Here is a 12360-nt window from a genome sequence, read left to right as displayed (position 1 = left end):
CACGCTAGCTATGCAGACGAAACGTCTTTCGCCACTCCGCAGGACTTACCCCAAAACGCGCCTTAAACTGCTGTCGCCAGGTGACGGCAGAATTAAATCCCACCAGCTCGGCTACGCGTTCAATCGGCATATTTCCGGCTTCAAGCAGGATCTGGCTACGCCGCAGGCGTTCGGCGGTAAGCCAGTCGGCGACGCTCATTCCCGTGGCTTTAATAAAGTGACGGGTCAGCGTGCGGCGGCTCATCGAAACCACCTCCGCCAGCGAGTCCAGGCTATGCGGTTCGGTGATGTGCTGCTGTAGATAGTCGATCAGGCAATTGATACGTGCATCGCGGGTGTCATTCGGAACAGGCTGAGCAATAAACTGCGCCTGACCTCCCTCGCGGTGCGGCGGCACAATCATCCGCCGGGCAATCTGGTTGGCGACTACGCTGCCAAAGCGCTGACGAATGATATACAGGCAGCAGTCCAGCGCAGCCGCGGTTCCGGCAGAGGTGATGATATTGCCGTCATCCACGTAGAGGGCGTTGATATCAAGCTGGACGTGCGGAAAGAGCGACTGGAACTGATTTTCGAACTCCCAGTGGGTGGCAGCGCGCTTGCCGTCGAGAATGCCCGCATAGCCCAGCACAAACGACCCCAGACACAGCCCGACGATTTCCGCGCCGTTGTCTCTCGCCTGCACCAGGCTGTCGAGCAGCGTCTGAGGCGGGCGTTCGAGGACGTGCTGCCAGTAGGGAACAACGACTATATCGGCCCGACCAATGGCGGTGTAGTCCTGCGTGGCGTTGAGGGCGAACCCGTCTTTTGAGGTGAGGAACCCCGGCGTTTCGGCGCAGATCGTCACGTTAAAGCGCTTTTCGCCGGAGACGGAATCGCCAAACAGAATGCAGGGAACGGAGTAGTGGAACGGGCTGAACCCGTCTACCGCGACAATCGCGACGTTGATTAGCGACATTTGTCTCTCCTTTCCCTTTAACGCACTCAGAATATAACGGTTTCGCCATCCTGGGGAATGGTCACTGCGTCACTCACCTGATTGGCTTCAACGTACTCACGCAGCGCGCTGCGGGTCAGCAGGCAGTGGTTGATGGCTTCCATATGGCTCGCCACTATTTTGGCCTGTGGGAGCAGGAAATGAACGTTGAGCACATCCTCCTGCCCCATAATAATGGGGCCAAAACCAATGACGTGTGCATAGCCTGCGTTCAGTACCACCACGTCCGGCTGGTGCTTTTGCAGATCGGCCGCCACCGCGTCACGCCAGACGGTATCCCCGGCAAGATAAAGCGTCTTCTCATCAGGATGACGCAGCACCACGCCACAGGCCTCGCCCAGACGCTCCGCCAGCTCCGGCACGGCGTAAGCCCGGTCGGTACCGTGTTGGCCGCCGTGGGTTTTAGCAATCTGAATCCCGTCGAAGGTGGTCGCGTCAGTCATGACCGTCAGGTTGATAAACCCCTGGCTGCGCAGCAGCGCGGCATCACGATCGTTTTGCACGTAGATCGGCTTGTCTTTGGCGATCAGCTCTGCCGCGGCGCGATCCCAGTGATCGTCATGGGTATGGGTGACGATCACCGCGTCGGCGTTCAGCAGCGTGTTGACGTCAACAGGGAGTTCGACCGTCGGGTTACGGCGTTCGGCATGTGCCGTGCCGGGAAAGCCCGGATAAGCATCTTTCGGGGCCAGCATCGGGTCGATTAAAAGACGTTTCCCAGCGTAGGTAATCAGCAGGGTGGCGTTGCGAATTTGGGTAATGTTCATGGGCTATCCTCCGGTTGGTGTGATAAGGAGGATAGCCCGACGTCGCAGGTCACGCTGTGGGTTAAAGGGCGATTACCGATGGAATCGGGCCAATTTAAACTCCGCGTTTTCAGGCAGAATTTACCAGCCCGGTACCGCTCCGCCGTTAAAGATCGTCTCAGCCGCTTTCGCCACTTCCGGTGACTGATACGACTGGATAAATTCCTTCACGTTCTCCGCGTCTTTGTTGTCTTCGCGCGCCACCACGATGTTCACGTACGGCGAATTTTTATCTTCTATAAAGACGCTGTCATGCACCGGCGACAGCCCGGTTTGCTGAAGATAGGTGGTGCTGATGATGGCGACATCCACTTTGGGATCGTCCAGCACGCGCGGCAGCTGCGCCCCTTCCAGCTCCATGATGTTCAGATGTTTAGGGTTAGCGGTAATATCCAGCGCCGTCGGCAGCAGGCCGGTGTCTGGCTTCAGGGTAATGAGCTTCTCTTTTTGCAGCAGCAACAGCGCGCGGCCAAGGTTGGTTGGGTCGTTTGGAATGGCAATGGTCGCACCGTTCTTCAGGTCCGAAACGGATTTGATTTTGCGTGAATAACCGGCCATCGGGAACACGAAGGTATTCGCCACGGCAACCAGCTTGTAGCCATGCGCCTTGTTATCTTCTGCAAGGAACGGACGGTGCTGAAAGACATTGGCATCCAGCTCTCCCTGGTTGGTGGCATCGTTAGGCAATAGCGAGCCGCTGAAGCCGACCAGCTCCACGTCCAGGCCATATTTCTCTTTCGCCACCTTTTTGGCGACTTCCGCCACGTCCTGCTCGGCGCCGTTGATGACGCCTACTTTAATGTGTCTGGCATCGCTGCCATTTTGATCGCACCCTGCCAGCAGCAGGCCAGCGAGGACCAGCGCACCCAATCGACGTTTCACGAGACAGTTCCTTTTGCTGAATGTTTCAATGACTATATCGACAACGAGGCGGGGAAATAAAAAACGAAAAAGAATCAATAAGAAGGATAAGTTATATGCGGGTATCGCCGGGTGGCTCTGCGCTTCCCCGGCCCGCAGAATCAGAATTTAAAGCGCTTTCGTCAGGTAATGACGCTGCATACCCGGGTATGGGTAATCCTGCAAAGACATCTGCAGCTGGTAGCCCTGTTTTTCATAGAACGGGCGCGCCTGGAAGCTAACGGTATCCACCAGCGCGTGCTTGCAGCCTTTACGCCTGGCTTCATTTTCCGCCGTGTTGATAAGCTGGCTGCCCACACCGCTGCCCCGTACGGTATCGCTCACCCAGAGATAGTCGATATTCAGCCAGTCGCCTTTACGTACGCCGATTAAGCCGCCCAGCATGACGCCCTTTTCGTCTCGAACGTAAACGCCTATGTCACCGCTAAAGTTCGTCAAATCGAGGAACCGTCCGTTATAGGCTCTCAGACCCACAAGTAGCTCTTCTTTTTCCTGCGGCGTGACGGCGTCAGTAATGCTCAAGTGCATATTTTCTCTCCTTGTTTTCTGTGCCGTCTCACTATCGCACACCGGTGGCGTGGAGAAAATTCATACTTTCGACTGGCGTCGCTACACTGAATGTAACGATATATTTCATGGGAAGCATGTGACTTCTAAAGGGGGTTTTGATGAAAGCTGCGCACCTGGTCTGCCTGCTGGTTTGTCTGCTCTTCGCCGCGTTTGTCCATGCTCAGGAAAAGGATGACCCCGCGAAAGAGGCGCAAATAAAGCAGCAGGTCCTTAAAGATATTAAGAAAACCTGTACGCCACAGAGAAAGCAGAGCGATAAAGCCTGGCAGGAGATGATTTTGTCGTCCGAGGCCAATCAGTTGCTGATCAAAAATGCCGTTACCGCCGTCAAGCGCGACAATCTGGATGCTTACTGGGCGGCGATTGGTCAGGTGGACTGTATGGAAGATTATTGAGGGCTGGAAACGTGCTTCTCGCCGGGTGGCGGCTGCGCCTTACCCGGCCTACACAACATTTTTAACGCTTACGCACATCCGGAATAATTAAATCCCCGCGCAGCACATACGAACCCAGCATCTGCGTTTTCTCCGTCAGCCAGCTCACGATACGCGCCGCCATGGCATCCATGGAATATTCAATGGCCGGGATCACCGGAATACCCGGCAGGTGCAGGGATCCAGCAAGGCTGAAGACCATAATGTCTTCCGGCACGGATTTATTAAACGCCTGCAGCTGTGGGATCACTCGCTGGGCTTCTTGCTCGTCCGCCACCAGTAATGCGTTGAAATTCAGCGTGCTGGCGTTGTTAAGCAGCTCCTGTAGCGCAACGGACGAGGAGGTCGCGTCCATAAAGACGAGGTTGCGATTAAAGGGCAGAAAATTTTTCTCCAGCGCATGTTTGTAGCCGAGCAGCACCTGATCGGCAAAACCGCTGCCGTGCGGGTGGATCAGGGCAATCTGGCGACGACCCTGGCTGGTCAGGTAGTTACAGGCGGTTTCAGCGGCAAAGGCGTGATCGAACTGGATGCTATTGGAATTATCGGACTCCATACAGTCCACGAGGATGACGTTGTCCATATCCACGTCCAGCGGGAAACGCGCGCCGATGACGAGGATGTCATCACACAAACCGCAGGAGAGCTCTTCGAGCGCATTCATTACTTCGGCTTTGCTATGCGCGAAGCGCAGCAGCAGGTGTTTTTGATGCTGGCTGAGATGTTTTTCCAGCGCGTACAAATAACCGGTGGTCTGGTTAATATTTTCCTGTGCGCAAATGACGCCGATACATCCCGTCGACTGGCTCAGCAGCGACTGGGCAATCACATTAGGCCGGTAGTTAAGCTCATCCACTGCCTTCAGAACGGCCTGACGGCTGGCTTCCTTTACGCCACGCGACCCACTCAACACTCGCGATACCGTGGCTTTAGATACCCCGGCAAGACGTGATACATCATTGATTGTCGACATCTCTTTCCCCTGACAGGCTTACCTCGCGCCTGCAAATTCCATGACCGCTTCGGCTCATATTATAGCCAGAACGGAGTATATCCGTTTCCGTTTTCCATGGAAACCGATTTTCCGTTTCCACTCAAAATGATGTCAAAACAGCCAAATTATGTGACTTACATCCGGTTAATTAGCCTCATAAGTAAGGGATCTTGATGGTTGTCACACTTCTGTCTTTTATGAATGGAAACCGGTTTCCGTATAATGTCCAATCATTCCCGCAATAACTTTTTACATTTAGAGGATGGTTGTCGATGTTCAAGATTATGCTGTGCTGCTCTGCCGGGATGTCCACCAGCCTGTTGGTCAGCAAAATGGTCGATGTCGCGAAAGAACGTGGTTTGCCGGTGAAAATAGATGCGTACGGTGTTTCCGAATTTGATACGCAGTTTCCGCAATACCAGGTGGTGCTTCTCGGACCACAAGTGAAATACATGTTACAGACACTCTCAGACAAGGCGGCTACGAAAGGCATTCCGGTCCAGCCCATCGACATGATGGACTACGGCATGCAGCGTGGCGATAAAGTACTGGACTATGCTCTGTCGCTCATCGAAGCGGCACACTAAAAGGTGTTCACATGAGTTCGTTATATCAATCCATGGTCGCGGTGATTGAGCAGTCAATTACCCCGCTGGCCGCCAAACTTGGTCAGCAAAAGTATGTGATTGCTATCCGCGACGGCTTTACCGCCGCGCTGCCGTTCATGATCATCGGCTCGTTTATGCTGGTGTTCATCTTCCCGCCGTTTTCGGCGGATACTACCAATAGCTTTGCGCGCGGCTGGCTGGATTTCTCCCAGACTTACCGCGAACAGCTGATGCTGCCGTTTAACCTCAGCATGGGCGTGATGACCTTCTTCATCTCGGTGGGGATTGGGGCGAGCCTGGGGCGCCAGTTTAACCTCGACCCGGTGATGTCCGGCCTGCTGGCTTTTATGGCCTTCCTGCTGGTCGCCGCGCCGTATGCCGACGGTAAAATCTCGACCCAGTATCTCTCCGGCCAGGGCATTTTTACCGCGCTGATCACCGCCATCTACGCCACCCGCGTTTATGCGTGGCTGAAGCAGAACAACGTCACCATCCGCCTGCCGAAAGAAGTACCGACCGGCGTGGCGCGTTCGTTTGAGATCCTGATCCCGGTGATGGTGGTGATCGGTACCCTGCACCCGTTGAACCTGTTCATCGAAGCGCAAACCGGCATGATTATCCCGCAGGCGATCATGCACCTGCTGGAGCCGCTGGTCTCTGCCTCCGACTCCCTGCCCGCTATTCTGCTCTCCGTGCTGCTGTGCCAGATCTTCTGGTTCGCCGGTATCCACGGCTCGCTGATTGTCACCGGCATCATGAACCCGTTCTGGATGGCGAACCTCTCGGCAAACCAGGCGGCACTGGCGGCCGGCGCGGCGCTGCCGCACGTATACCTGCAGGGCTTCTGGGATCACTACCTGCTGATTGGCGGCGTAGGCTCCACGTTACCCCTGGCGTTCCTGCTGCTGCGCAGCCGCGTTACCCATCTGCGTACCATCGGCAAAATGGGCGTGGTGCCCAGCTTCTTTAACATCAACGAACCGATTCTGTTTGGCGCGCCGATCATCATGAACCCGATGCTGTTCATTCCGTTCGTGTGCGTTCCGCTGATCAACGCCTGTCTGGCGTATGCGGCAACCAAACTCGGCTGGCTGGCGCAGGTCGTCTCGTTAACCCCGTGGACCACCCCGGCACCGATTGGCGCCTCGTGGGCGGCGAACTGGGCGCTGAGCCCGGTGGTGATGTGCCTTGTGTGTATGGTGATGTCCGCGCTGATGTATCTGCCTTTCCTGCGTGCCTATGAGCGTACGCTGATGAAAAACGAAGAGCAGAAAGCGCAGGCGACCGTCGGTGCTGCCGAAACCGCAAGCAATTAAGTCAAAGAGGAAAGGTCATGAAATACGCATTTCCCGATAACTTCTGGTGGGGCAGCGCAAGCTCCGCTCTCCAGACGGAAGGGGCAAGAGAGGGCGAAACCACGTGGGATTACTGGTTTGCCCGCGAGCCAAACCGTTTTCACAACGGCGTGGGGCCGCAGCAGACCTCCACGTTTTATCAGCACTGGAAAACGGACATTCAGCTGTTAAAGCAGCTGAACCACAACAGCTTTCGTACCTCGATTAGCTGGGCGCGCCTGATCCCTGACGGTATCGGTGAAGTGAACCCGGAAGCGGTCGATTTTTATCATCAGGTCATTGATGAGCTGAATGAACAGGGCATCACGCCGTTTATTACCCTGTTCCATTTCGACATGCCGATGGCGATGCAGGCGATCGGTGGCTGGGAAAACCGAGAAGTCGTGGACGCATACGCCCGCTATGCGCAGATTTGCTTCGAGCTGTTTGGCGATCGCGTGCTGCACTGGTTTACCTTCAACGAGCCGATTGTGCCGGTGGAAGGCGGCTATCTGTACGACTTCCACTACCCGAACGTGGTGGATTTTCGTCGGGCAGCCACCGTGGCGTATCACACCGTGCTGGCCCACGCAAAGGCGGTTCAGGCCTACCGCGCCGGTCACTACGCGGGGGAAATCGGCATCGTATTAAACCTGACGCCGTCCTATCCGCGCTCGCAAAACCCGGCGGACGTGAAGGCGGCACACATTGCGGATCTGATGTTTAACCGCAGCTTCCTCGACCCGGTCCTGCGCGGCGAATACCCGGCGGACCTGGTTGCGCTGCTGAAGGCATACGATCAGCTGCCTGCCTGTAAGCCGGAAGATAGCGCCCTGATCGCGGAAGGGAAAATCGACCTGCTCGGCGTGAACTACTATCAGCCGCGCCGTGTTAAGTGTCGTGACAGCGCGGTGAACCCGCAGGCGCCGTTTATGCCGGAGTGGTTCTTTGATAACTACGAAATGCCGGGCCGCAAGATGAACCCGTACCGCGGCTGGGAAATCTACGCGCCGGGTATTTACGATATTCTGGTTAACCTGCGTGATAATTACGGCAACCCGCGCTGCTTTATTTCGGAAAACGGCATGGGTGTCGAAAATGAACAGCGCTTTATTGAAAATGGCCAGATTAACGACAAATACCGTATCGAGTTTATTTCTGAGCATTTAACGTGGCTACATAAAGGGATTAGCGAGGGCTGCAATTGTCTTGGCTACCATATGTGGACGTTTATTGATAACTGGTCATGGTGTAATGCGTATAAAAATCGCTACGGGTTTATTCAGCTCGATGTAGAGACGCAGCAGCGCACCATTAAGAAAAGCGGAGAGTGGTTTGCCGCCACCGCCTTAAATAATAGTTTTGAACAAGAGTAATGATGATGATCGCACTAGAAGAAGCCGTAATGGAAATTATCGTCAATGCCGGACAGTCCCGCAGCCTGTGCTTTGAAGCCCTGCACGCGGCGCGTCAGGGCAACATTGACGAGGCCAAAAGTCTGCTGCGCGAAGCCGATGGCTACGCGCGCCAGGCGCACAAGATGCAAACCAAACTGATTGAGCAGGATGCTGGCGAAGGCCGCCAGCCGATGACCTTAATTATGGTTCATGCCCAGGATCATTTAATGAACTCCTTATTAGCGCGTGAATTATCCGAAGAAATCATTCATTTATATCAGAGATAGTCTATGGCGAAATAATTAATGTAATACCTCTGTACCCTAAATAGAGATCCACTTGTTCTGATGATAGCGACATACTCTGTCAGATCGGAGCGGGATGGTTATTGTCTGAATAAAATTAAACTATATTGAGATAACCATGAATACGATTAAAAAACTTCCATTAACCATGGCGGTTATCGCCGCGCTTTGCCCAATTTCTGTACTCGCACAAGAATTTACGCAGGAGCAAATCGACGCCATTGTGGCTAAAGCGGTGGACAAAGCGCTGGCCGAGCGGCAGGCCAAAATGGATGCTGCGGTCGCGAAAAAGGCAGACGTGGTGACCGAGCCGCAAAGCGCGGCGCAATCCCCGGATATGGCGATCCCGTTCGGGGTGAAATTTACCGGTTACGCCCGCTACGGCGCGCACTTCCAGGCCGCCGATCAGAAATACGTAGCGGTGGACGGTTCCTACAACGGCGCCTCCGCGATTGGTCGTCTTGGTAACGAGGGCAACGGAGGGGAATTCCAGCTCTCTAAAGCCTTCAAGGGTGATAACGGTGCCATCTGGGACATCAACGTGATGATCGACCACTGGGGCGACGAAGTTAACCTGAAAAAAGCCTACGCGGGCGTGACCAACATTATGGCCTCCAACCCGAACGCCTATTTCTGGGCGGGTCGTGACTTCCATCAGCGTCCACAGCAGGGGATTAACGATTACTTCTGGATGAACCACGACGGCCAGGGTGCCGGTGTGAAAAACTTCGACATCGGCGGCGTGCAGTTTGACGTCGCTGCCGTGGCGGCAGTGGAATCCTGTAGCCCGGAAGTGATGGAGGATGAAGCCAACCCGTCGCGCATCACCTGTACCGGCGGTTCCGGCACGGGCGACAAAGGCAACTACGCCGCGACGTCAAAAATTCACGGCATGAAGCTCGGCCCGATCGACATGGAGCTGTACGCTAACTACGGCTTTGACTCCAAAGCGGTTGAAAGCGACGAGCGCCTGAACGCCTGGCAGGGCGGCGTGGTGCTGAGCCACACCAACGACAGCGGCGTGAACAAGGTGATCGCGCGTTACTCCGATAATGCGGACAACAGCGTGTTCAACAAAACCGAGGATCTGACCACGGTTTACGCCAGCTTCGAAGGGTTATACAAATTCACCCAGGCTACGCAGGTAGAGTACATCCTCGCCTTCCACGACTACGACAACAGTCGTGATAAGACCGACAACCGTAAGAACTACAACGCCATCGTGCGCCCAATGCACTGGTGGAACGACGTTCACTCCACCTGGCTCGAAGCGGGCTGGCAGCACGTTGATTATGACAACGGCGGCGATAACAAGGGCTGGAAGCTGACCCTGTCGCAGAACATGTCTATCGCCATGGGTCCGGAGTTCCGTCCAATGCTGCGCTTCTACGTGACCGGCGGCAAAGTGGATAACGAACGCACCGCCCGCGTGAATAATACCAAAGACGAAACGCTGGACGACTTCAACGTCGGCGCGATGTGGGAGGCGTGGTTCTAAGGTAAAAGCAAAACGGCAACGCAACGTTGCCGTTTTTAGTGTTTTCTCCCTCTCCCCGTGGGAGAGGGCTGGGGTGAGGGCATCAGGCCGCACACAACCCGGCTATATCCCATGTTATGCTACAAAAAAATCAACATAGCAGGGGAGAACATGGGTTCCACACGCAAAGGGATGTTAAACGTCCTGATCGCCGCCGTTTTATGGGGAAGTTCAGGGGTTTGCGCGCAGTACATCATGGAGAAAAGCCACATTTCTTCGCCTTACCTGACCATGGTTCGCCTGCTGTTTACCGGCGTGATCCTGCTGACGCTTTCTTTCGTTCATGGCGACAAGATTTTCTCGGTCATCAAGCATCGCAAAGATGCCCTCAGCCTGCTGTTCTTCTCTCTGGTTGGCGCGCTTACCGTGCAGCTCACCTTCCTGCTGACGATTGAAAAATCCAACGCGGCTACCGCCACCGTGCTGCAGTTTCTGTCACCGACCATTATCGTGGCCTGGTTTGCGCTGGCGCGAAAAAAGCGTCCCGGCGTGTTTGTCCTGTCAGCGATTTTTACGTCGTTGATCGGTACTTTCCTGCTGGTGACTCACGGCGACCCGACCTCGCTCTCCATCTCCCCTGCCGCGCTGTTCTTCGGTATCGCCTCGGCCTTTGCCGCCGCGTTTTACACCACGTATCCCTCAACACTTATTGCCCGCTACGGCACGCTGCCGATTGTCGGCTGGAGTATGTTGATTGCCGGGCTCATGCTGACGCCGTTCTACGCCGGACGCGGGACCACCTTTGTGATTGACGGCGGCCTGCTGCTGGCCTTCTTCTACCTGGTGGTGATCGGTACGGCGCTAACATTTAGCCTGTATCTGAAAGGCGCACAGATGATTGGCGGGCCGAAGGCAAGCATTCTGAGCTGCGCTGAGCCGCTGAGCAGCGCATTACTGTCGGTGGTTTTGCTGGGTGTGGCGTTCACCCTGCCGGACTGGCTGGGGACGCTGTTGATTGTGTCGTCAGTAGTGTTGATTTCGATGGATTCGCGTAGAAGGGTTAAGGCATCGGCGTAGCCTGATGTCCCCTCTCCCCATAGGGGAGAGGGGACATTTGGTTTACTTCGCCTTAACCTTCCCGGCCACCAGCAGCGCTGTCAGCAACATCAGCGTACCGGAAATCACCAGCGGCGACGTCAGTCCCAGATGGTCCAGTGCAACGCCGCCCACCGCCGCGCCGCAGGTGTTTGCCAGTTGGATCACGGCCACCTGAATCGACCCGGCTTTCTCCGCCTGATCGGCCAGCGAGCGAGTGATCCACGTCGACCAGCCCACCGGCACCAGCGCAAAGGCAAAGCCCCAGATAACCGCAATCGCCGAGGCGACCCACTTATCGCTGCCCCACAGCACCAGCACCGTGGCACTCACTGCCAGTACCAGCGGCGCGCCAGCCAGCGCCACTTTCAGGGAACGTTTCAGGAACTGTGACGACAGCGACGTACCGACAAAGCTGGCGATACCAAAGCTCAGCAACACCAGCGTCAGACCATCCACGTCAAAGCCCGCCATGGTCATATACACCGGACGGATATAGGTGAAGAAGGCAAACTGCCCGGCAAAGGCCATAAAGATGGCGGTCATCCCCGCCAGCACACCCGGGCGCTTGAGGAGGCTGAACATATTCTGTTTGTGATGCGCCGCTTCGCCCGGCAGGGACGGCAATGCCTTCCATACCCAGAGAATACAGAGCACGCCCATCACCGCCGCCGCGTTGAAGACGTTACGCCAGCCGATGATCCCGCCGAGGAAGCTGCCCAGCGGCGCGGCAATCACCAGCGCGATGGAGACCGCACCGAAGATGACGGACAGCGCTTTCGGCACCGTACGCGCGGGTACCAGGCGCATGGTGAGCGAGGCGGACATCGCCCAGAAACCGCCAAGACCCAGTCCCAGACAGGCGCGCCCCAGCAGCAACAGGGTGAAGCTCTCCGCGAAGGAGACCAGCAGGCAGGAGAGCGTCAGCAGGACGCTGAAAAGAATAACCACTTTGCGGCGGTCAATGGCGCCAATCACCTGCGTAATAAACAGACTGGCGAACATCGCCACAAAGGCGGTCACGGTAACAGACTGCCCCGCCACGCCTTCGGAAATGCCGAGATCTTGCGCCATCGGCGTCAGCAGGCTGACCGGCAGAAACTCGACGGTGATCAGACAGGCAACGCAGAATGCCACGGAGAAAACCGCCGACCAGTTGGGGCGTGAAACCTCTTTGGTCTGCGGTCTGGTCGAAGGCTGGATATGTTCTGTCATGGCGTCACCTGAAGATAAAAACGTGCGGAAAAGTCGCGCAGTTTATCATCAAAAGTGTGACGGATTTAACGTTTAGACAACTTTTGTGGTTTTTAATGATTCGGAAGGCAGATCGGCGGTGACTGATACCTTTTCAGCATAACGAAAATGAAAATTCAGTAACCACAATTGAGGTGAAACAATCATAGCGTCTGAAAAGGAGGAACT

General features: G+C 55.6%; 13 protein-coding genes. 7 read left to right on the top strand and 6 right to left on the bottom strand.

All coding sequences use genetic code 11. The features are described from left to right. Positions 1 to 4: 4 nt before the first annotated feature. From A4308_RS07525 to A4308_RS07510, 4 genes are all read right to left on the bottom strand, one after another. Positions 5 to 958 carry a GlxA family transcriptional regulator gene (locus A4308_RS07525; protein WP_014881951.1) on the bottom strand — a complete coding sequence of 318 codons (954 nt, stop codon included), beginning with the start codon at positions 956 to 958 and terminating at the stop codon, positions 5 to 7. A 26-nt stretch (positions 959 to 984) separates the two neighbouring features. Further along, positions 985 to 1764, bottom strand: a complete 780-nt coding sequence (locus tag A4308_RS07520) for an MBL fold metallo-hydrolase (protein ID WP_045281338.1) — start codon at positions 1762 to 1764, stop codon at positions 985 to 987. A gap of 120 nt (positions 1765 to 1884) precedes the next feature. After that, complete coding sequence (gene nlpA, locus A4308_RS07515; protein WP_014881949.1) at positions 1885 to 2685, bottom strand: lipoprotein NlpA; 801 nt, start codon at positions 2683 to 2685, stop codon at positions 1885 to 1887. A 147-nt stretch (positions 2686 to 2832) separates the two neighbouring features. Next, positions 2833 to 3252, bottom strand: coding sequence for a GNAT family N-acetyltransferase (locus A4308_RS07510; protein ID WP_014881948.1), 420 nt, complete (start codon positions 3250 to 3252; stop codon positions 2833 to 2835). 140 nt (positions 3253 to 3392) lie between these two features. Here A4308_RS07510 and A4308_RS07505 point away from each other — a divergent pair, with 140 nt between their 5' ends. After that, on the top strand, positions 3393 to 3689 hold the full coding sequence (locus tag A4308_RS07505) for a YicS family protein (RefSeq protein ID WP_014881947.1): 297 nt from the start codon (positions 3393 to 3395) through the stop codon (positions 3687 to 3689). A gap of 61 nt (positions 3690 to 3750) precedes the next feature. Here the strand turns inward: A4308_RS07505 and A4308_RS07500 are convergent, their stop codons facing one another. After that, positions 3751 to 4701, bottom strand: coding sequence for a LacI family DNA-binding transcriptional regulator (locus A4308_RS07500; RefSeq protein WP_014881946.1), 951 nt, complete (start codon positions 4699 to 4701; stop codon positions 3751 to 3753). A 293-nt stretch (positions 4702 to 4994) separates the two neighbouring features. Between A4308_RS07500 and A4308_RS07495 the strand changes: the two genes are divergently transcribed. The 6 genes from A4308_RS07495 to A4308_RS07470 all read left to right on the top strand — a co-directional run bounded on the left by A4308_RS07495 (position 4995) and on the right by A4308_RS07470 (position 10920). Then, positions 4995 to 5309 carry a PTS sugar transporter subunit IIB gene (locus A4308_RS07495; protein ID WP_014830072.1) on the top strand — a complete coding sequence of 105 codons (315 nt, stop codon included), beginning with the start codon at positions 4995 to 4997 and terminating at the stop codon, positions 5307 to 5309. 11 nt (positions 5310 to 5320) lie between these two features. Next, positions 5321 to 6646, top strand: a complete 1326-nt coding sequence (locus A4308_RS07490; RefSeq protein ID WP_023331699.1) for a PTS sugar transporter subunit IIC — start codon at positions 5321 to 5323, stop codon at positions 6644 to 6646. 17 nt (positions 6647 to 6663) lie between these two features. Next, a complete protein-coding gene (locus A4308_RS07485; RefSeq protein ID WP_023336505.1) occupies positions 6664 to 8040 on the top strand; it encodes a glycoside hydrolase family 1 protein in 1377 nt (458 codons plus the stop codon). 5 nt (positions 8041 to 8045) lie between these two features. Next, positions 8046 to 8348, top strand: a complete 303-nt coding sequence (locus A4308_RS07480) for a PTS lactose/cellobiose transporter subunit IIA (protein WP_029741865.1) — start codon at positions 8046 to 8048, stop codon at positions 8346 to 8348. 136 nt (positions 8349 to 8484) lie between these two features. Beyond that, positions 8485 to 9864, top strand: coding sequence for a carbohydrate porin (locus A4308_RS07475; RefSeq protein ID WP_014881942.1), 1380 nt, complete (start codon positions 8485 to 8487; stop codon positions 9862 to 9864). A gap of 150 nt (positions 9865 to 10014) precedes the next feature. Next, positions 10015 to 10920, top strand: coding sequence for an EamA family transporter (locus A4308_RS07470; RefSeq protein ID WP_014881941.1), 906 nt, complete (start codon positions 10015 to 10017; stop codon positions 10918 to 10920). A 42-nt stretch (positions 10921 to 10962) separates the two neighbouring features. Here the strand turns inward: A4308_RS07470 and nepI are convergent, their stop codons facing one another. Further along, positions 10963 to 12153: a purine ribonucleoside efflux pump NepI gene (nepI, locus tag A4308_RS07465; protein WP_045281341.1), complete on the bottom strand. Its 1191-nt coding sequence runs from the start codon at positions 12151 to 12153 to the stop codon at positions 10963 to 10965. Positions 12154 to 12360 lie beyond the last annotated feature (207 nt).

The organism is Enterobacter sp. ODB01, assembly GCF_001623605.1.
Taxonomy (GTDB): Bacteria; Pseudomonadota; Gammaproteobacteria; order Enterobacterales; family Enterobacteriaceae; genus Enterobacter; species Enterobacter kobei.
The sequence above is the reverse complement of the archived record's forward strand: the minus strand, read 5'-3'. Positions and strand labels throughout refer to the sequence as shown.